Source organism: Novispirillum itersonii subsp. itersonii ATCC 12639 (assembly GCF_000381985.1).
Lineage (GTDB): Bacteria > Pseudomonadota > Alphaproteobacteria > Rhodospirillales > Rhodospirillaceae > Novispirillum > Novispirillum itersonii.
Genome location: NZ_KB907345.1, coordinates 91,804 through 111,896 on the forward strand (window position 1 = coordinate 91,804; position 20,093 = coordinate 111,896).

General features: G+C 63.9%; 14 protein-coding genes. 9 read left to right on the forward strand and 5 right to left on the reverse strand.

Features of this window, described 5'->3' with window-relative positions; translation table 11 throughout:
* Positions 1–38 precede the first annotated feature (38 nt).
* Positions 39–740: a glutamine amidotransferase gene (locus tag G365_RS0113880; RefSeq protein WP_019646132.1), complete on the forward strand. Its 702-nt coding sequence runs from the start codon at positions 39–41 to the stop codon at positions 738–740.
* Between the two features lie 22 nt (positions 741–762).
* Positions 763–1,482 (forward strand): MOSC domain-containing protein, encoded by a 720-nt coding sequence (locus G365_RS0113885; protein ID WP_019646133.1) that lies wholly within the window; start codon positions 763–765, stop codon positions 1,480–1,482.
* 339 nt (positions 1,483–1,821) lie between these two features.
* Here the strand turns inward: G365_RS0113885 and G365_RS0113890 are convergent, their stop codons facing one another.
* Entirely contained in the window at positions 1,822–2,733 is a 912-nt protein-coding gene (locus tag G365_RS0113890; RefSeq protein WP_026345367.1) for a LysR family transcriptional regulator, read from the reverse strand.
* A gap of 101 nt (positions 2,734–2,834) precedes the next feature.
* On the opposite strand from G365_RS0113890, the gene G365_RS0113895 reads away from it, so the two are divergent.
* Positions 2,835–3,425: a flavodoxin family protein gene (locus tag G365_RS0113895; RefSeq protein ID WP_019646135.1), complete on the forward strand. Its 591-nt coding sequence runs from the start codon at positions 2,835–2,837 to the stop codon at positions 3,423–3,425.
* Positions 3,426–3,683: 258 nt separating this feature from the next.
* Here the strand turns inward: G365_RS0113895 and G365_RS23065 are convergent, their stop codons facing one another.
* Positions 3,684–4,901: a GGDEF domain-containing protein gene (locus G365_RS23065; RefSeq protein ID WP_019646136.1), complete on the reverse strand. Its 1,218-nt coding sequence runs from the start codon at positions 4,899–4,901 to the stop codon at positions 3,684–3,686.
* Positions 4,902–5,065: 164 nt separating this feature from the next.
* On the reverse strand, positions 5,066–7,414 hold the full coding sequence (locus G365_RS21630; RefSeq protein WP_019646137.1) for an alpha/beta fold hydrolase: 2,349 nt from the start codon (positions 7,412–7,414) through the stop codon (positions 5,066–5,068).
* Between the two features lie 197 nt (positions 7,415–7,611).
* On the opposite strand from G365_RS21630, the gene G365_RS0113910 reads away from it, so the two are divergent.
* The 3 genes from G365_RS0113910 (at position 7,612) to G365_RS0113920 (ending at position 13,066) form a co-directional block, all read left to right on the forward strand.
* Positions 7,612–8,199: a hypothetical protein gene (locus tag G365_RS0113910; protein WP_155976283.1), complete on the forward strand. Its 588-nt coding sequence runs from the start codon at positions 7,612–7,614 to the stop codon at positions 8,197–8,199.
* Between the two features lie 280 nt (positions 8,200–8,479).
* The gene (locus tag G365_RS0113915) at positions 8,480–10,522 is read left to right on the forward strand and encodes a putative bifunctional diguanylate cyclase/phosphodiesterase (protein WP_019646139.1); all 2,043 of its coding nucleotides are present in this window, start codon (positions 8,480–8,482) and stop codon (positions 10,520–10,522) included.
* A gap of 471 nt (positions 10,523–10,993) precedes the next feature.
* Positions 10,994–13,066, forward strand: a complete 2,073-nt coding sequence (locus tag G365_RS0113920) for a methyl-accepting chemotaxis protein (protein ID WP_245554761.1) — start codon at positions 10,994–10,996, stop codon at positions 13,064–13,066.
* Positions 13,067–13,179: 113 nt separating this feature from the next.
* Here G365_RS0113920 and G365_RS0113925 read toward each other — a convergent pair whose 3' ends face one another.
* Positions 13,180–13,854 (reverse strand): response regulator transcription factor, encoded by a 675-nt coding sequence (locus G365_RS0113925; RefSeq protein WP_019646141.1) that lies wholly within the window; start codon positions 13,852–13,854, stop codon positions 13,180–13,182.
* Positions 13,851–16,490 (reverse strand): ATP-binding protein, encoded by a 2,640-nt coding sequence (locus G365_RS23070; protein WP_051089900.1) that lies wholly within the window; start codon positions 16,488–16,490, stop codon positions 13,851–13,853. Before G365_RS23070 ends, G365_RS0113925 begins: the two co-directional genes overlap by 4 nt.
* A 486-nt stretch (positions 16,491–16,976) precedes the next feature.
* Here G365_RS23070 and G365_RS0113935 point away from each other — a divergent pair, with 486 nt between their 5' ends.
* The 3 genes from G365_RS0113935 to G365_RS0113945 are packed head-to-tail and all read left to right on the forward strand — an operon-like array spanning position 16,977 to position 19,987.
* On the forward strand, positions 16,977–18,137 hold the full coding sequence (locus G365_RS0113935) for a Re/Si-specific NAD(P)(+) transhydrogenase subunit alpha (RefSeq protein WP_019646142.1): 1,161 nt from the start codon (positions 16,977–16,979) through the stop codon (positions 18,135–18,137).
* Between the two features lie 17 nt (positions 18,138–18,154).
* Complete coding sequence (locus G365_RS0113940; protein ID WP_019646143.1) at positions 18,155–18,574, forward strand: NAD(P) transhydrogenase subunit alpha; 420 nt, start codon at positions 18,155–18,157, stop codon at positions 18,572–18,574.
* Between the two features lie 15 nt (positions 18,575–18,589).
* A complete protein-coding gene (locus G365_RS0113945) occupies positions 18,590–19,987 on the forward strand; it encodes an NAD(P)(+) transhydrogenase (Re/Si-specific) subunit beta (protein WP_019646144.1) in 1,398 nt (465 codons plus the stop codon).
* The last annotated feature ends 106 nt before the right edge of the window (positions 19,988–20,093 follow it).

The following is a 20,093-nucleotide window of genomic DNA, read 5'->3' on the forward strand; positions in this document are numbered from 1 at the left end:
CCCAGCTCCCTCCCCGGCCCCCGACAGGAGACCCCCCAATGCTGAAAACCGCTGTCGCCATCCGTCATGTTGCGTTCGAGGATCTGGGGACGTTCGCCCCGGTGCTGACCGCCGCCGGGTACAAAGTGCATTACTATGATGCCGGTGTTGATGACCTGTGGACCCTTGATCCGCTGAAGACCGATCTGCTGATCGTGCTGGGCGGTCCGGTCGGGGTCTACGACGCTGCCCGCTATCCGGTCCTGACGGAAGAAACGGAGCTGCTGCGCACCCGTCTGGCCGCAGGCCGCCCGACGCTGGGCCTGTGTCTGGGGGCCCAGCTGATGGCTGCGGCCCTTGGGGCGCGGGTGCAGGCCACGGGGCGGAAGGAGATCGGCTTTTCGGCCCTGACCCTGACCGATGCCGGGCGTTATGGTCCGCTGGGGCAACTGGATGGTATCCCGGTGCTGCACTGGCATGGCGATATGTTTGACATCCCCGACGGGGCGGTGCGGCTGGCGGGGACCCCCCTGTGTGCCAATCAGGGCTTTGCCCTTGGCCCGAATGTGCTGGGCTTACAGTTTCACCCGGAAGCGGACGCCGCCCGCTTTGAGCAGTGGCTGATCGGTCACGCGGCGGAGCTGGAAGGCGCGGGGATTGACCCGCGGACCCTGCGGGATCAGGCTGAATGGCGCGGGGCGGCCCTGCGGCAGGCCGGTCAGGCGATGCTGACCGACTGGCTGGCCGGTTTGCAGCGTTGAGCGGAGAGGAAGGGAGAGCGCAATGTCTTCAGTCAATCTTCAGGCGCTGCTGACGGGGGCGGTTGCCCCGCTGACGGGGGCGCTGCCGGGGGCGGGGGGCAGCCGCACGGTGCCCAGCGGGATTGCCAAGCGGCCTGTTTCTGCCCCGCTGCCGCTGGGGGCAACCGGGTTCAGCGGCGACGCTCAGGGGGATACCCGGCATCATGGGGGGCCGGAAAAAGCCGTGCATCATTATCCGCTGGATCATTATGACGGCTGGCGGGCCGATCTGGGGGCGCATCCGCTGCTGACGGCGGCGGGGGCCTTCGGTGAAAACCTGTCAACGCTGGGGCTGGATGAAGCGGTGGTGGCGGTCGGCGATGTGTTCCGGCTGGGGACGGCGGTGGTACAGGTGTCGCAGGGGCGGCAGCCCTGCTTCCGGCTTAATCTGCGGTTCGGGCGGCCGGATATGGCGCGGCGGGTACAGGCCAGCGGCCGGACCGGCTGGTATTACCGGGTGCTGCAGCCCGGAGTGGTCGGGCCGGATGACACCCTGACCCTGATTGACCGCGTCGCCCCTGCGTGGACGCTGGCCCGCCTGTGGCGCACCCTGTATGCCGACCCTTTGCACCGGGGCGAGTTGCAGCGTATGGCAGCCCTGACCCCTCTGGCGGAAGGCTGGCGCCTGCTGGCGGCAAGGCGTCTGGCCTCCGGTGCGGTGGAAGACTGGGGGCGACGGCTGGATGGCCCGGCAGCGGAGTAAGGGGTGTTGCCCGGAATTTGCCGTATTCCATTCAGACAGCGTTCAGGCGGGCAGGGGTAGTGTCTGTCTTACACGCTCTCTCTCCTTGTCGTGTCGTAACAAAGACCCTGCCTTAAACAAGCCCTGTATGATCAAAGTCCCTCCCATTTTGATCCGTTATCCTGTCTGTCTTATGTTCCCTGTCCTGTTTTCCCTGTCCTGTTTTCCCTGTTCTGTTTTCCCTGTCTTGATACCCTGTCTGTATTTACCTTGTCTGTCCTTGTCCCCTTTAAGATAATCCCCTCTCTTTAAAGGGATCCCCACGAAAACGGCTCCGGGCTCCACCGGGGCCGTTTTTGGTTATGTCGCCGTCGGGCAGGCATCGCGCACGGTGCCCCGGATCAGGTCGCGCAGCCAGCGATGGGCCGGGGATGCGCTGTCCCGCACATGCCAGACCATCTGCAATGGCAGCACGCGGGCAGGCAGCGGCAGCGGGCAGACGCCGAACCCGGCCAGCCCGAAGTGGCGCGACAGGGCCATGGTGGTCACCACCAGATCTGTGCCGCGCAGAAACACCGGCAGAGCGGAAAAGTTGGGCAACTGCAACACCACCTGCCGCCGCAGGCCCCGTTCGGCAAGGCTTTCGTCAATCGCCGTCTCTTCAGTGTCGCTGTACACGATGGTGATGTGTCGGGCTGCCAGATAATCCTCCAGCGATGCCGGGGCGTCGCGGCGGGTGGAATCGTAGAAGCAGGCCATGGTGTCATCATACAGGCCGGTGCGCACCAGATCCGGATAATCGGGGGCGAACGGGCTGATCAGCAGATCACAGTCACGGTTCCGCAGCATGTCGCCGCCGCTGTTGCCGGGGGTTCTGATGCGCAGGCGGATGCCCGGGGCTTCGCGCTGCAGACGGTGGAACACCGGGGGCAGAACGATATCGCGCTGATAATCATTGGCGGCAATCACGAAGCGGCGGGTGGAGCTTGCCGGATCGAAGGCCGGTTCCTGCGCCATCCCTTCCAGCGCCGTCAGGGCCTGCCGTGCCACCGGCGCAAGCGACAGCGCGTGTTCGGTCGGCTCCATGCCGCGTCCGGCCCTGACAAACAGCGGGTCGCCCAGCACGGTCCGCAGCCGGTCCAGCGCATGGCTGACCGCCGACTGTGTCAGGCCCAGCCTGCGGGCGGTGGCAGTGGCCGATCCGGTCTCCAGCAGGGACAGCAGCAGCCGCAGGGATCGCCCGTCGAGATCAAGGTAATGAAGTTTGCTCATGGTATTTATGAAACCGATGCCATTTTCTTCATGGTCTGTCACGGGCACAGTGTCGTCAACAGAGAGTTGGCAGCCCTGCCTTCCAGACGGAGATCACGACCATGACCACGACCCTTCCCACCGTTGCCATTGTCTATCACAGCGGCTACGGCCACACCAAAGTGCTGGCCGAGGCCGTCGCCTCGGGCGTTGAGGCCGATGGTGCCGCCACGGCCCTGCTGGTGCCGGTGGATGCCTATGAGCAGAACATCGAGGCCCTGAATGCCGCCGATGCGATCATCTTCGGGTCCCCGACCTATATGGGCAGTGTCTCCGGCCCGTTTAAAACCTTCATGGATGCCACATCCGGCCAGTGGATTGCCCGCAAATGGTCCGGCAAGCTTGCGGCGGGGTTCACCGTTTCTGCGTCCCGCAGCGGTGACAAGCTGGGCACGCTGATGCAGATGGCGGTGTTTGCTGCCCAGCACGGTATGATCTGGGTCGGTCTGGATCTCCTGCCCGGCAACAACAGCAGCAAGGGCAGCGAAGACGACCTGAACCGGCTCGGCAGTTTTCTGGGGGTGATGGCGCAGGCCAACGCCGATCAGGGGTCTGATGTGGTGCCGCCGGATGCCGACCGCCGCACCGCCGCAGTCCTGGGGCAGCGGGTGGCCGGTCTGGCCGGGCGCTGGGCGACGGCCAACGCCGCCTGAGGATTTTGAAAAAGGGTCAGACGTTCAGGTCCGGTTCAGGCTGGCGGTGCAATGATCGGCCCTGTTGAATGACGCTGTAAGGCGGCGGGTGCGGTCTTCCCCTCTCTCCTCGTCACCCGCCGCTGTCATGCGTTTGTTCCGTACCCTCCTCTTCGACAGAGACCCCCTTAAAGCCCGGCAGCCTTCCCTCTGCCGGGCTTTTTTCATCGGTCCTGCCGGTCGGTCTGTGAGCAGGCCTGTGAGCAGGTCTGTGTAAGGTCAGGGGGTGACGGCAACCTGATCGTCGCGGGGGATCGGCACCGAATGCGGCTCGCTGGCCAGCGGCTGGTCAGACACGCAGTTGCGCCCGCTTTTCTTCGCCCGGTACAGGGCGCTGTCGGCACAGGCCTGCAACCCTTCCAGCGTATCGGACGACTGCGGATAATAAGCCACCCCGATGCTGACGGTGATCGGGATCAGAAAATCCCGGAATGTCATCGGCGTATCCTGCACGGTCCGCCGCAGGCGCTCGGCGACATCCATCACTTCCGACGGCGGGGTTTCCGGCAGGACGATCACAAATTCCTCGCCGCCCAGACGGGCCAGAATATCGGTCTGGCGCAGCGCGCGGTTCAGCAGGGCGCAGAAATACTGCAGCACCATATCGCCCGCCGCATGGCCGTAGGTGTCATTCAGGCGCTTGAAATGGTCGATATCAGCCACCAGAACGCCCAGTGGCCGGGCGGAGCGGGCCGCCTTCAGCAGTTCGCGCTCGGCCAGTTCCTGAAAGCCGCGCCGGTTCAGGGTATTGGTCAGGGGGTCGGTGCGGGCCTGATGGGTCAGTTCCCGCTGGAGGCGCTCGGCAACGATCATCACCGTACACAGGGCGGTGATGAACAGCAGCAGCACCACTTCCAGAAACAGCAGCCGGTCGATCAGGCTGTAGGGCACCGGATAAGGCTGCAGGGTGTTTTCCTGCATCATCAGCACCATCCGGGTCAGCAGAAAACCGGCATGGATCCCCTGCGTCCCCGCCATCACCCACAGCACCGCCGGTGACGTCTGACGGGCCCGGATCAGCACGATGACAATGGCAACCGCCATGCCCGCCAGCGTCAGGCTGTTCACCACCAGACGCATTTGCACAAACGGTGACAGGACAGAAAAGTACAGTACCAGCGCCGGGTGCCCGATCATCAGGGTCACCAGCGGCAGTACCGGCGGCCGTCCGGGCAGCAGCATCACCCGCAGGCCGTACCACGACAGCACGCTGGACAGGACCAGCAGCACGCTGGCGACAAACAGGGTGATGCGGGGCAGCGGCAGGTCATAAACCGGCAGCAGGAACAGCGACAGCCCGGCAATGGCCATGCCGAGGGTCAGGCAGCGCAGGCCGGGCACCGCACGGGCCAGCCGCCACGACAGCGGCAGGCACAGGGCAAAGCCAAGGCTGATACAGCCGGCAACAATCGCCAGTGTCGGGACGTGGAGCAGCATTTCGCAGGGGGGACCCAGTAATCCGGACCGGTTAATGGCCTATACCAATTGCGCACACCTTACCACTTCACCGCCGTCAGCCAATGAAATTAAGAGGACGAACAGAATAAAATTTTCATTATCCCGATGCCGGTGATGGAAAAGAACCCCGGAGGCGGCTAAATCTACGACGTTTGTAGGAATAAAGACGACAGATACTGTACAACATGATCGTGGCAGTTGCCGATGTTCTCGTTAAGGATACCGTGGCGGGTGGACGGAATCATTTCCAGGCGGCGGCGGTGGCTGGCCAGGCGGCGCATCAGGGTCACGGCCCCGGCGGGGTCAACCACCGGGTCGCGGTCCCCCTGTAAAATCAGCGCCGGGCAGCGCACCAGGGGCAGGCGGCGGCGCAGCTCTGACATCAGGTCGCTGACTTCATGCAGCCCGCGCAGAGGGACATGGCGGTAATTGATCTCGGGGTGTTCGCTGTCGTTTTCACGGAACGGCGCGGTGCCTTCCCACGCCGGGACCCATTCCGCCAGACGGCTCAGGCCATGCATCAGCGGGGCAAAAATCAGCGCTTTGTTGCGGTAGGTGACGGGGACGCTGGCGGCGACCACGCCGGTCAGGCCCGGCGGTGCCTCGGCGGCATAGGCAAGGCCAAGCGCCCCGCCGGTGCCAAACCCCACCACCGCCCGTTGCGGGCAGTGGGCGGCCAGAATGTCGTCGGCCCGCCGGACGGCATCCAGCCATTCCGGCCAGCCGCGTTCCCGCAGATCCCACGGGCTGGTGCCGTGGCCGGGCAGGCGGACCCCGATCACCGTGTATCCCTGTGCCTTCAGCCGCTCTGCCAGTCCCTGCAGTTCAGCGGGGGAGGCAAGGAACCCATGCACCAGTACCACGCCGCAGCCGTTCGGCGCTTCCGGCATCAGCAGAAACGGTGCCCCGCTGCGGGTGGCGGTTTCCCGGCTGTTGACCGCTGCGTGGCCGGGGCCGGAAAAAGCCTGCTTCGCCCGCTGCCATGCCCGCGTCTCGTCATCAAACCGCAGGTCGGCCAGCCGCCGGGGCGGCAGGGTGGTCAGGTCCTGCCGGGCCGCCGCGACGTGGACCAGCACTTCCGGGATCGGGGTGATTTCGTTGGCGGCGACCAGCAGCGGATTTTCCAGCCGGACCCGGTCAAAGTCATGATCATCGCGCAGTTTGGGGCGGAAGGTCAGATGGGTGCCGTCGTCGTCCAGCAGTCCGGCCCCGACGGCGGTGGACAGCACGCGGTTAAAGTCTTCGTTGGTGCCGCGCAGCAGACCGCGGTACCGGTCCGGCTCTGCCAGTGTGCGGTGCAGGTGCACGGCGGAGGCGGTCTGCAACCCCTTCAGGGCCAGATAGACCTGTCGCCCCAGATCGGTACGGCTGACTCCGGTTTCCCCGTCTTCAATGCGGTCGAGAATCGCCTGTGCGGCCAGATGACCGATGTTGACCGTCACCTGCCGGTAAATGCCATAGGTGCAGGCGTCGCGCACCGCGTCACTGGCATCATCCAGCCGCCGGGCCAGCAGCCGGTCAAACCACGCCGAGGCCTTGCGGTTAAAGTCAAACAGATCGTGCAGGCTGGCGGTGTCCTCAAAGGCGCGGCGCAGCAGCAGCCGTTCCCACCAGTTCCAGTCCGCTGCGACCGGCAACGGTGCGCCAAGGCGGATATCCATATCGGTATCTCGGAACAGGATATTGCTTTCCACCAGCAGCTCTTCCGAAAACTGCTGCGGCAACGTGTCGGTAAAGCGCTCGACCAGCCGGGGCAGGGGGTGATCGTCGATCCGCAGGGGATAGAAGGTGATATTGCCGGGCACCACCAGCGTCGGGGTGCGGGCTTCCGCCAGCAGGGCGTCGGCTGAGGAAAAGCCAAGCGCCGTCCGCCAGCGCTCCAGCCGCTGGGTATCACCGTCGGCGGCCAGTTCGCGCAGGCGTTCCTTGAACACATCAAGCATCAGCGCCAGAACGGCGGCCCCGCGATGGTGTTTCCGCCGTTCCTTCGCGGTGCGGGAATAAACCCTGAAGTCGCCGCCGTCATCGACCACCCGGCGGTCTTTGACCATGCCGCCTTCGGGAAAAATCACCACTTTGCGCCCGCGCAGGATCTCGGCGGCCAGAAACGGCAGCAGGCCGGGCAGGCTGTTCGGCACCGCCCCGACCCCGCGCAGAAACGCCCCGAACGAAGACCCCGGCGGCCCGAACAGGGCCGTGTCGGCAATGGTACGGCAGAACGCCCCGGTCCGGCTGTGGATCAGGTAAGGGGGGATGATGGTTTCGAAGCGGGCGAAATGGTTGAACAGAAAAATGTGACCACGGCCGAGAACGCCGGTGCCATCGTCCTGTTCCGGGTCGTGCAGGGCAACCTGTAGCCCGAGATAGCCTTCAATAGCCCGGAAGGCGCGGACACACCAGTCAAGGGCGCGGGGATTAAGCGCCAGCGGATCATCGGCGGCGGTGTCGGCGGGGCCGGGCGGCGGGCCCGGCGGAAGCGGGGAGTGCGGCACGATCGGTCTTCCGGCGGTCTGGTGACGTGGGAGGGGGGGGGAAGGGATGGCGGGACCCGGATTGGACGCTGCGGACCCGGCATGATATACCGTCATGCTACACCCCCTTGCACCCGGGCAAAAGCGGAAGCATGCCGCATCTTCTGCCCCGGACCCTTAAACTGCCGGGGTGGTCTGAAACTGAAGGTACAGAGGCAATGCGTATTTCCGGACTGTGTCTGACGCTGGCGGCGGCCCTGTCGCTGTCGGCCTGTGGGGCAACCCGTTACACCCATGTCATTCCGGTGTCGCCGACGCAGGAAGCGCCGTCGGCCTATCGCTATGTCGCCAGTATCGGCGGGCCGATGCTGATGGAGGTTTATGCCCCGCCGCCGTCGGCCTCTGCCGCTGACATCGCTGCCGCCTTTCCGCCGCCCGCTGAGTACAGCCCGGTGACCTACACCACGGCCCTGCCCGCCGGAGCGCGGAAAGAACTGGCCGATTACCGTGTGGTTCTGGTGTTTTCCGCCCCGGTTGCCTTTGACGGCGATGATGCCTGCGCGTTGACCGCCGGGGTGCCGGGGGCCGTGGCAAAAGCACCGGAAAAAGGCAGTGCCGATCTGTTGGCCGCCTTCTGCCGTGGTGACCGCAATCTGCGGCAGGTGCGGGTTGCGGGTGACAGCCTGTCCTTCCCCGGTGGGGCGGGGGCCGAACCGGCGCAGGCGGTGCTGTCGCAGGTTTCGCGGTATCTGGTGCCGCGCTGTAGCGGTGATGCCCCGCGTACGAGCTTTATGGGCGGTTGCTGAAAGGGCTGATCCGCCCGTCTGACCTGCCACGCATGGCGGTGGATTTCTGGGATACCACTTTACCCCTTTTGTTGCTATGGTCTTATAAAATTTGTCTGGCCTTGGGGGACCACTGACACCGGGTTGCCGCTGACACCGGGTTCCCGACACGGGGTTCAAAATCCGGTGTCCGGTCTTCAGGCCGAGACAGGCACTGTCGTTGCGGCGTCTGGCGCCGTGATGCTTGGGGGGTCCCCGGGGGATTCGGGGCAAGGGGAAGGTAGGGATGGTTTTACGGATAATGCACTCTTTCCGGGTGCTGACGATCGGCCAGTTCATGCTGGTCGTCTCCGGTCTGGCAATGGCGCTGGCCATTTCAACGGTGCTGCTGCTGTCAGGCATCATCGAACGCAAGGCGGTCGAGGATCTGGCCCGCGAGGATGCCCGCCAGACCTCGGAGCTGATCTTCCAGTCTCTCTACTCCGCCATGCGGAAAGGCTGGGATAAGGCTGAGATCGCCGAAATCATCCAGCGCCTGAACGAGACCCGCCCCGATGCCACCATCCGGGTGTTCCGGGGCGCGCCGGTGATCCGTCAGTACGGTGAGATCCCCGGCGAGGCAACGGCCCGGATGCAGGATCCGATGCTGCGGGCGGCGCTGTCTTCCGGCGAGGAGCAGATGCAGACCGAGCGGGATTCCCTGCGCTATCTCTATCCGCTGCGGGTCAAGGCGGAATGTCAGCAGTGCCATGATGCACAGGTGGGGGATATCAACGGGGCGGTGGATATCACCTTTCCCGTCACCAATCTCAAGGTCTCGCTGGGGTTTGTCATCCAGTCGGTGATCGTTTATTTCATGGTCGTGATCGGGGCGATGTGTATCGCCCTGTATTTCAAGCTGCGGTACTTCGTTGCTTTCCCGATTGCCGAGTTCGTTAAGATCATTGACGAGATCATCCGCAACACCGACCTGTCCCGCCGGGTCGATGCGCAGGGCAGTCACCTGCGGGAAGTGCGCAAGCTGTCGGAACATTTCAACCGACTGCTGTCGACGTTGCAGGATTATCAGGACCGGCTTCAGACTTATTCCGAGCGGGACCCGCTGACCGGTCTGTATAACCGCCGCAAGTTCGATGAGTTCCTGAATCTTGAGGTCGAGCGCAGCCGCCGGCACAACCGCCATTTTTCCCTGCTGCTGCTGGATGTCGATAACTTTAAGACCATCAACGACAGTTACGGTCACCCGGTCGGGGATCTGGCGCTGAAGGAACTGGCGGCCGTGCTGAACCGCCGTCTGCGCCGGACCGACCTGATCGCCCGGCTGGGCGGTGATGAGTTTGCGGTGCTGCTGTCCGACACCCCGGCTGAGGCGGCGCGGGTGCTGGCCGAAAGCCTGCGGGAAGACCTGACCCGCAGCACGATCCACCTGCCGGTCGGCAATACCCGCCTGCATGCCAGCATGGGGGTGGTCTCCTTCCCCGAAAACGGGCAGGACGTGGAGCGTCTGACCATTGCCATGGATGTGGCAATGTACAAGGCCAAGCGGCTGGGTAAAAACCGTGTCGCCACGCTGGACGCCACCGAAGAGGATCTGGTGCAGGATGCGTTCCGGCAGGGCCGCAAGGTGCAGCGGGCGCTGGATGAAGACCGCGTTCTGCCCTACTTCCAGCCGATCTGCTGCATGAAGGGGCGCCAGCCGTTTGGCTATGAAGTGCTGGCCCGCATCCGCGAAGGCGATGTTATTCTGTCTGCCGGGCAGTTTATCGAGACGGCGGAAGAACTTGGGCTGGCACAGGAAATCGATAAGGCGGTGTTCCTGAAAGCTTTGGAAAAAGCGGCGATGTTCCCGCCAGAAACCCGTCTGTTCTTCAATCTGTCCGCCCGCACCATCGGCGATACCCGCTGGATGCTGGGTCTGCCCGCCCTGATCCGGGCGCAAGGGCTCAGTCCGGCCCAGATCGTGCTGGAAATTACCGAGCGCGAGGCGCTGCCGCAGTTTGATACGGTGATCCAGTTGATGGAAGGGCTGCGGTCGGAAGGGATCGCCTTCGCGCTGGATGATTTCGGCTCGGGCTTCTCATCCTTCCTGTATCTGAAGTATCTGACGGTCGATTATGTGAAGATTGAGGGGTCTTTCGTCCGGCATCTGGCAACCGACCCGCGCGACCGGATCATGGTTGAACATATCCACGCCATGGCGCGGGAATTTGGCCTGAAGACGGTGGCTGAATTTGTCGAGGATGAAGCCAGCGCCGAGATCATCCGTGAGATCGGTGTTGATTTCGGGCAGGGCTATCATCTCGGTCATCCGGTGCCGGAGGTTACGCCTGCACACACGGCCTGAGCCGGGGGATATGGCTGCTGTTTCCCCCGGTTTTGCAACCGGACCTCTTTTTTCTCCCCCGGAGCGGCGGCTCCGGGGGATTTTCATTACCCGGCTGGGATGGGCCCGGCTGGGATGGGCCGGACAGGGGGGGGGGCTGACTGGCGCGGTGTGGAGTCGGGGCGGGATCTACCATAATTAGAATTTATGAATGGCTCTGATGGCATATCATCGGCCACATCATTCGAAAGACGTAAGAATTTAAATTGGATTCTTTCTAGTTTAAGGGCGCAAGGGCAGGCGCGGGGCGCAGAAGTATGAATTATGCTCTCATCTTGCACTGCAAAATGAGAATTATATTGCGTGAGCTTGCTCTATTGGGGAATTCTAAACCAAGCGCCGATTATATGTCGTGCGAGATACGTCTGGTGAGAAGACGCGAGGGGGTACGCCTTTTTCTCAGACCGGCAAGGAGGGATGGCCTTGAAAGGCATGTTGAAAGCGGTTCGTACCAACGCAGGGAATAACGGGGTCGGATCAGGTGTTGGGGGGGGCTTTCTCGGCTCTCTCCGGATTAAGTACAAGATCTTCCTCGGCTTCGTGACACTGCTGCTGCTGGTGGCAATGCTGGCTGCCATCGCGGTGTCATCGTCCCGCACCACCCGCACGGCGGTAATGACCTATGAGACGGCCGCCACCGAGGCCGCTGCGGTGCAGAAGCTGAAAAATGACTTTCTGGCCATGCGTCTGAGCATCCGCGACTTTGTGGTCAGTGGCCGCGATGCCGACGCCGCCGATGCCCGTAAGCGCTTCATCGAAATCAACGATGCGGTTGATGCCCTGAAGGGGCACGCCGCGCCGGAGAAGGTGAAGGCACTGGAAGAGATCCAGACCGATCTGCAGACCTATATGCGCTATTTCGGCGATGTGGTCCGTCACCAGACCCAGTTGCAGGCCACCACCACCCTGACCTTTGATCCTGCCGGACAGAACATGGTGGAAAACCTGAGCGTCCTGCAGACGGAACTGGAGACCGCCAATCAGTACGAGGCGATTTCTTACGTCCGTGCCGCTACCGACAAGGCGTTGCAGTCGCGTCTGTACGGCACCATGTACCTTGGCCGCTTCAAGCGGGAGCTGGCGGACCGGACCAATACCCTGCTGAAGGATATGGAAACGCCGATGGATCTGATCGGCTATGCCATCCCGAAAGACTCCTCATCCCGGGTGTTTTACGAGGATGCCAAATCCCATTACAACGAATTCCGCGAGGCGTTCACCGAAGCCTCCACCCGGCTGGTCACCCTGCGGACTCTGCTGGATGGCCCGATGAAGATCCTGTCAGACAAGCTCGACACCCTGTTTGACGATATCGTTCAGGAATCCGTGGCGGAGCAGGATGGCATTCAGGAATCCATGGGCAAGACCATGACCGCCACCGAAACCACCCTGATCGCTGCGGCCCTCGTCGGGCTGGGGCTGGGTGTGGTGCTGGCGGTGGTGCTGGGCAACGGCCTGTCGCGCCCGATCGGCCGGATGACCACGGCCATGCAGGAACTGGCACGCGGTAATCTGTCGGTCGCCATCCCGGCCATGGGGCGGCGCGATGAAATCGGTGAGATGGCCGGGGCGATGGCCGTGTTTAAGGAAAACGCCCTGCGGGCGCGGGAGCTGGAGGAAGAACAGCAGAAAGCCGCGATCCGCACCGAAGAAGAGCGCCGCGAGCTGATGCAGACGATGGCGAATGACTTCCAGGACAGTGTCGGTCACATCATTGATGCGGTCAGTGCTTCGGCAACCCAGCTGAAGGAAACCGCGCAGATGATGAGCGGCAGCGCCACCGATGCGGCTGACCGGGCCTCGGCGGTTGCCAACGCGTCGGAAGAAGCCACCACCAATGTGCAGACGGTGGCGGCAGCGGCGGAAGAACTGGGGGGCTCAATCTCTGAGATTGCCCGTCAGGTCACCCATTCCTCGCAGATTCCCCATCAGGCGGTGCAGCAGGCGCAGCGCACCGACGAAATGGTGCAGGGTCTTGCCACCTCTGCCCAGAAGATCGGTGAAGTGGTGGCGATGATCACCGACATTGCCAATCAGACCAACCTGCTGGCCCTGAACGCCACGATTGAGGCTGCCCGGGCCGGGGACGCCGGTAAGGGCTTTGCCGTGGTTGCCAATGAGGTGAAGAGTCTGGCGACCCAGACCGGCCGCGCGACGGAGGAGATTTCTTCGCAGATCGGCGGTATCCAGACTGCCACCGGCGAAGCGGTGTCCGCCATTCAGGCGATCAGCGGCATCATTGCCCAGATTGATGAAATCAGCAGCGCGATTGCCAGTGCGGTGGAAGAGCAGGGCGCGGCAACGCGTGAAATTACCAACAATGTCCACCGGGCTGCCGATGGAACGCAGGGCGTGGCTGAGCATATTCAGGGCGTTACCCGGGCTGCCCAGCAGACCGGCGATGCCTCTGCCTCGGTGCTGACGGCTGCGGGAGAACTGTCCAGTCAGGCGGAAATGCTGTCGGAAAAGATGAGCAGCTTCCTTGCCCAGATCCGGGCCGGTTAATCCCGCTCGACCACTGTTTCATACGATATTGCGGTACAAGACAGAACACCCGCCGGGGCATTCCGGCGGGTGTTTTCTCATATCAGCTCCGTTGCGATCCGCGAGGGGGGGGCTCATCCCGGTGTCAGGGCGTAGCCGACACCGCGCACGGTGATGATCGGGGCCTCTTCGGTGTCGCTGCGCATTTTACGGCGCAGGCGGGCAATCAGGGTGTCAACGGTGTGGCTGCTGACGCTGCGCGGGTCGCGGTTGCTGATCACATCCAGCAGAAAATCCCGGCTGACCGCCTGAGGGCGCTGGGCGGCCATAGCGGCAAGGATGTTGAATTCCCCGGAGGTCAGTTCCAGCATCTGGCCATTGGGGCGGAACAGTTCCCGCCGGACGGTGTCGAGGATCCACCCATCGAAGGTTACCACGGTGTCGGCGGTGGCGGTCCGGCGCAGCACGCTGTTGATGCGGGCCAGCAGAGCGCGCAGGTTGACCGGCTTGGTCACATAATCGTCCCCCCCGGCATCCAGTCCGGCGATGACATCGTCGTCGGCACTGCGGCTGGTCAGGAAGATCAGGCGGCAGGTGTCGGCCAGCCGCAGCGAGCGGGCCAGTTCGATGCCGTCCGCATCGGGCAGGTTGACATCCAGCACGATCAGCGCCGGGGCCTGCCGCAGCAGGGCATCGCGCATTTCTGCGGCGGAACGGGCGCGCAGGCAGGTAAATCCCTGATTTTCCAGATATCCGGCGACAAGCTCCAGACTTTCGGGGGAATCTTCGACAACAAGGATGGTGGTCACGGTCCGGCGGCCTTTCGGCTGTGGGGGGGAACGGTGGCGGTGGCGGTGGCATCGGCCCCGGTCAGGCTGGCCTCCACATCGGTGATCAGGGTGGCAATGGTTTCCTGCAGTGTCTGACGGCAGCGGATTAACCGCAGGGCAGTCCCGGTTTCGCTGTCGTCCGGCGGGGCCGACAGCTCCTGCATCACGGCATCCGCACGGGCGGCAGCGGCCCGGAAGCGCATGTTTCCGGCGCTGCCCTTCAGGCGGTGGGCAATCTGGTGCAGGGTGTCCCGGTCGTGGCCGGGCGGGGCCAGATGGTCGGCCAGGTCGCGCAGGCCGTCCAGCATCAGGTGGCGCAGCCGCCGCACCTGATCGGGGCCCATCAGGGCATCAAGGGGTTCATCCGTGTCAGGGCTGCTCTGTGATAGTGGCAGCAACGGCATGGCGGCATCCGGCAGGGTCCCGGCGGGCAGGACCTGATGCGCCCCGGCGGTGATCAGCAGATCGTCCAGCCCGGGGGCGGTCCCTGCCTGCCCGCTGCCGGGATCAGCGGGGACGACAATGATTTCCGCTGGCAGGGCGTGGCTGTTGTTGACCGCCGCCGCATGGCGCAGGAACGGGGCAACGGCGGCGGGGTCAGCGTCAGGGACCAGCAACAGGGCGTCAAAGGCCCGGGCTGCCAGCATCGACAGTGCCGCCTGATCGTTGCGGCAGGGAAAGACCCGGTGGCCATGACGCCGCAGGGCATCCGTCCAGTCCTGCACCGCATCCCCGGCCCGCAGCAGGATGTCAAGGCTGCGCGGCGGTGTTTCCGCCGCCGCTGCCGGGGTGGCGGCACTGACCTGCCGCAGGACCGCCAGCAGATGTGCGGGGGCAAACGGCTTGGTGACGTGGGCGACCATGCCCGCCTCGTGACAGCGGCGGATATCGTTCTGCATGGCATTGGCGGTCAGGGCCACCACCGGCACCTGCCCGAACGGGGCGGGCAGGGCACGGATACGGCGGGTGGCCTCCGGGCCGTCGATGCCGGGCATCTGCATATCCATCAGAATCACGTCGTAGTGGCGTTCCGCCGCCAGCGCCACGGCTTCCGCCCCGCCTGCAACCACATCGGTCCGGTGTCCGGCCCGGCGCAGCACCTCGACCGTCACCTGCTGATTGACCGGATCATCCTCGACCACCAGCAGGGACAGGGCCGGGGCCGCGGGGGCGGCCTCCTCCACCGGGGCCGGAGGGTCCGGCGTTGCCGCCGGGCGGACCGGTAGGGTCAGGGTAAAGCGGCTGCCTGCATCGGGGGCGCTGCTGACGGCAATGGTACCGCCCATCTGTTCCGCCAGCCTGCGGCAGATCGCCAGCCCCAGACCGGCCCCGCCGAAGCGGCGGCTGATTGAGGCGTCGGCCTGACTGAAGGCCTGAAAAATACGGTCCTGCTGGTCGGGGGGGATGCCGATGCCGGTATCGGCGACGGTCAGGATCAGCCGTGCCGGGGCACTGTCTGCCGCTGGGTCTGTCGCTGGGGCTGTCGCTGGGTCTGCCGCTGGGGGGGCAACCTGCACCCGCACGCGGACCCCGCCGGTCAGGGTAAACTTGACAGCATTGCCGAGCAGATTGAACAGAATCTGCCGCAGCCGCACCACATCCCCCTCCACCCACTCCGGGGTGTCGGGGGCGATGTCGATGGTCAGGCTCAGACCTTTATCGCGGGCGCGCGGTTCCATCAGCTCGGCGACGGCCTGCACGGTGCGGTGCAGGGGCAGGGGGGCGATGGCGGTCTGTTCCTGCCCGTTATCAAGCCGGGAATAGTCCAGCGCGTCATCCAGCACGGTCAGCAGCCCTTCGGCTGACTGACAGGCGGTTTCCAGCCGCTGGCGGTCGGCGGCGGGCAGCGGGGAATCCAGAACCAGCCGGATCATCCCCAGCACACCGTTCATCGGGGTGCGGACCTCGTGGCTCATCACCGCCAGAAACTCGGCCTTGGCGCGGGCCCCGGCCTCGGCGGCCTCCTTGGCTTCCTTTAAAATCTGGTTGGTACGGCGTTCCCGCTCGATCTGTAGGTATTCTTCCCGTTGCAGGCGGTTGAACTGACCGCGTGTGACCCACCCGGCGACAAAGGCGGCGGTGATCATCATGCCGATCACCGCCAGATCCGACGGGCTTTCGGGGTCGGGGCGCAGCACCCCCCAGAACAGCAGGCTGATCAGCGGCCCATAGGCCGCCACTGACGCCGCCGCCCGGAAGCTGCCGGGCAGGCAGATGAACAGGGCGATCGACATCAGCGGCAACAGGATGCCGCCATGCCGGTCCAGCGCCGGATGATTGAAGATCAGGGCATTCAGGGTCAGGAACAGGTATTGCTGGGCATAGGTGGTCCACACAATCGCCCGGCTGCTGCGGGCCCGGCTCAGGGCCAGCAGGGCGGCCAGCCCGATCAGGGCGATCAGGATCCGGTCGGCGACGAAAAACAGCAGCCGGTCGCCGGACAGCAGCAGCAGGTCAAACGGCAGAAACCCCAGCGAGGTCAGGGTGGTGGCAGCCACGCACAGTTTGGCCGTGCCCAGCGCCCGGGGCACTGAGACGGTCAGAAAAATCCTCTCCCGGCTCCGGTTTCTGAATTCACCGGTCCAGGCGATGATGCTGCGGTGTCCGGAGAACATCAGGCCCCGTCCCTTTCCCCATAGTGTGGCCGTCGCCCCGTGCGGTGCGGCCTGCCGCTCTCTTCTGCCCCCAGAAGAGACCCACAAAACAGCGGGGATCCCCCGGCGGAACAAAATCCGCCGGGGGATCCCCGGGCCAGAGCATGGTACAGGGGATCTGCCGTCAGGGGAAGTCAACTGAGGGGCGCAGACTCCTGCAGGATGATCAACGCCCGGCGAGGTTTTGGGCTGCTGTTTTGGTATAAGGGGTGCATATTGGATACAGAACCTGCGCTTATCCCCAGGGGCGGGTAGGGTAGGGGTGGGGAAAGTGTAGGTCCATTTCGTGCAGAACCCACCCACAGGTAATATTCTGTCGAATTTTTTGGGGGAAATCGGAATTTCCTGTCGTTGAGGGCTTCACAACGGCCCCCCGTTACAGGCATGGTTAGGCCCATATTGCTGCAACTCCAACACAATTGGAACAGGCACAAGGGATACGCCCAAATGAAGATCGCCATACCGAAGGAGCGCCGCGCCGGAGAACTGCGCGTGGCCGCATCCCCGGAGACGGTGAAGAAGCTGATCGGCCTCGGTTACACTGTTGTGATCGAAGCCGGTGCGGGGGAGGGATCATCCTTCCCCGATGCCCAGTTCACCGAAGCCGGAGCCACCGTCGCCGCGGATGCCGCAGCGCTGTCTGACGCCGATATCATCCTGAAGGTCCGCCGTCCGCTGACCGCAGAGGAAGGCACCGATGAAACCGCCTCGTATAAAGAAGGCGCGGTGCTGTTCTGCCAGCTGGATGCCCTGACCCAGCCCGCCGTGGTCGACGCGCTGAAGGCCCGTAAGGTGACCTCCTTCGCGATGGAGCTGATGCCCCGCATCACCCGGGCCCAGTCGATGGATATCCTGTCATCGCAGAATAACCTTGCCGGATACCGTGCTGTCATTGATGGGGCGGCGGAATTCGGGCGGGCGTTTCCGATGATGATGACGGCGGCGGGTACCGTTGCCCCGGCCCGTGTGCTGGTGTTCGGTGCCGGTGTCGCCGGTCTTCAGGCCGTTGCCACCGCCAAGCGCCTTGGCGCGGTGGTGCATGCCACCGACGTGCGCCCGGCCACCAAGGAACAGGTGGAATCCCTGGGCGGCAAGTTTGTCGTCGTTGACGAAGCCATGGAAAAAGAGGCGGAAACCGCCGGTGGCTACGCCAAGGAAATGCCGGCGGAATACTTCGTCAAGCAGAAGCAGGTGGTCGGTGAGTTTCTGAAAAAGGCGGACATCGCCATCACCACCGCACTGATTCCGGGCCGGAAGGCCCCGACCCTGATCACCGAAGAGCAGGTGAAGACGATGAAGCCGGGCTCGGTGATCATCGATCTGGCCGCCGAGCAGGGCGGTAACTGCGAATGCACGGTGCCGGGTGAGGTGGTGATCCGCCACGGGGTCAAGATCGTCGGCCATACCAATGTCGCCAGCCGTCTGCCCGGTGATTCCTCCGCCCTGTTCGCCCGCAACCTGTTCAACTTCGTCCAGCTTCTGACCGACAAGGGGGAAAAGACCCTGAAGATCAACTGGGAGGATGATCTGGTGAAGGGCACCTGCGTCACCCGCGACGGCGCGGTGGTGCATCCGGCGCTGGCGGCCGCGCCCGCCGCCGCAGGCTGACAGGGAGGACAGGGATAATGGATCAATCTGTTCAGGCCATTCAGGAAGCCGCCAAGGTGGTGGCCCAGCAGGCCAGCGAACTGGCGATGAAGGCACAGGTTCTGGCGGCGCAGGCCGCCGCCACCTCGGCGCAGGCCGGGGCCGCCCATGGCGGGAATGAGTTCTGGTATCTGTTCACCATCTTCATTCTGGCGTGTTTCGTCGGGTTCTATGTGGTGTGGTCGGTCACTCCGGCCCTGCACTCGCCGCTGATGGGCGTGACCAACGCCATCAGCTCGGTGATCATCGTCGGCGCCCTGATCGCGACCGGCCCGGTTGATTTCACCGGCTCGAAGATTCTCGGCTTCTTTGCCGTGCTTCTGGCTGCGGTGAACATCTTCGGCGGCTTTATCGTGACGCAGCGGATGCTCCAGATGTTCAAGAAAAAGGGCAAGTAAGGGGAGCCGCATCAGATGAGCGCCACGGATTTCACCATGGCGGCGTATATCATCGCCGCCGTCTGCTTCATCCTCGCCCTGCGCGGACTGTCGCACCCTGAAAGCGCCCGCAAGGGCAACATGCTCGGCATGATCGGCATGGGTCTGGCCATTGTCACCACCCTGGTGTCGCCGGTGGTCCAGAGCTATATGCTGATTATCGTCGCCATCGTCATCGGTGGGGCCATCGGCACCGTCGTCGCCCTGCGGGTGCAGATGACGGCGCTGCCGCAGCTGGTCGCCGCCTTCCACTCGCTGGTCGGTATGGCCGCCGTGCTGGTGGCTTCTGCTGCCCTGTTCGCGCCGGAAAGCTATGGCATCGGCACCGTCGGCCACATCAAGGCCGGGTCGCTGGTGGAAATGAGTCTGGGTGTTGCCGTCGGGGCAATCACCTTCTCCGGCTCGGTCATCGCCTTCGGCAAACTGCAGGGCCTGATCTCGGGCAAACCGCTGCAGTTTCCGATGCAGCATCCGCTGAATGCGGTGCTGGGCATCCTGCTGGTTGTCCTGATCATCTGGTTTGTCAGCACTGAAAGCTATTTTGCCTTCACCCTGCTGGTGATTCTGGCTTTTGCCCTCGGCTTCCTGCTGATCCTGCCGATCGGCGGGGCGGATATGCCGGTGGTGATTTCGATGCTCAACTCCTACTCCGGCTGGGCAGCCTGCGGCATCGGCTTTACGCTGGGCAACTCGCTGCTGATCGTGGCCGGGGCACTGGTCGGGGCCTCAGGGGCGATCCTGTCCTACATTATGTGTAAGGGCATGAACCGCTCGATCTTCAACGTCATCCTCGGCGGCTTCGGCGGCGACAGCGCGGTGGCCTCTGCCGGTGGTCCGGGCGGCGACCGTGCGGTCAAGGCCGGGTCGGCGGAAGATGCGGCCTTTATCATGAAGAACGCCTCTAAGGTCATCATCGTGCCGGGCTATGGCATGGCGGTGGCGCAGGCCCAGCATTCCCTGCGGGAAATGGCGGATCTGCTGAAGGCGGAAGGCGTTGACGTCAAGTATGCCATCCATCCGGTGGCAGGCCGTATGCCGGGCCACATGAACGTGCTGCTGGCCGAAGCCAACGTGCCGTATGATGAGGTATTCGAGCTGGAAGAGATCAACAACGACTTCCAGACCGCCGATGTCGCCTATGTCATCGGGGCCAACGACGTGACCAACCCGGCGGCGAAGACCGATCCGGCCAGCCCGATCTACGGGATGCCGATCCTTGATGTCGAAAAAGCCAAGACCGTGCTGTTCATCAAGCGGTCGATGGCCTCGGGGTATGCCGGGGTGGAGAACGAGCTGTTCTTCCGCGACAACACCATGATGCTGTTCGGCGATGCCAAGAAGATGACCGAAGAGATTGTTCAGTCGCTCGGCTGAGCGGGTCTTCAGGCCTGAGATCTGCACACCCCTCTCCCGGGATACCGGGGGAGGGGTTTGTTTTGTCAGACTGCAATAAATCTGAAAAAACGATCAAAAATATCGG

Coding starts and splice junctions, on each gene's coding strand:
- G365_RS0113895 (WP_019646135.1), top strand. CDS start 2,835: ATGACCACGACCCTTCCCACCGTTGCCATTGTCTATCACAGCGGCTAC.
- G365_RS23070 (WP_051089900.1), bottom strand. CDS start 16,490: ATGTTCTCCGGACACCGCAGCATCATCGCCTGGACCGGTGAATTCAGA.
- G365_RS0113885 (WP_019646133.1), top strand. CDS start 763: ATGTCTTCAGTCAATCTTCAGGCGCTGCTGACGGGGGCGGTTGCCCCG.
- G365_RS0113945 (WP_019646144.1), top strand. CDS start 18,590: ATGAGCGCCACGGATTTCACCATGGCGGCGTATATCATCGCCGCCGTC.
- G365_RS0113890 (WP_026345367.1), bottom strand. CDS start 2,733: ATGAGCAAACTTCATTACCTTGATCTCGACGGGCGATCCCTGCGGCTG.
- G365_RS0113935 (WP_019646142.1), top strand. CDS start 16,977: ATGAAGATCGCCATACCGAAGGAGCGCCGCGCCGGAGAACTGCGCGTG.
- G365_RS0113910 (WP_155976283.1), top strand. CDS start 7,612: ATGCGTATTTCCGGACTGTGTCTGACGCTGGCGGCGGCCCTGTCGCTG.
- G365_RS0113940 (WP_019646143.1), top strand. CDS start 18,155: ATGGATCAATCTGTTCAGGCCATTCAGGAAGCCGCCAAGGTGGTGGCC.
- G365_RS0113880 (WP_019646132.1), top strand. CDS start 39: ATGCTGAAAACCGCTGTCGCCATCCGTCATGTTGCGTTCGAGGATCTG.
- G365_RS23065 (WP_019646136.1), bottom strand. CDS start 4,901: ATGCTGCTCCACGTCCCGACACTGGCGATTGTTGCCGGCTGTATCAGC.
- G365_RS0113920 (WP_245554761.1), top strand. CDS start 10,994: ATGTTGAAAGCGGTTCGTACCAACGCAGGGAATAACGGGGTCGGATCA.
- G365_RS0113915 (WP_019646139.1), top strand. CDS start 8,480: ATGCACTCTTTCCGGGTGCTGACGATCGGCCAGTTCATGCTGGTCGTC.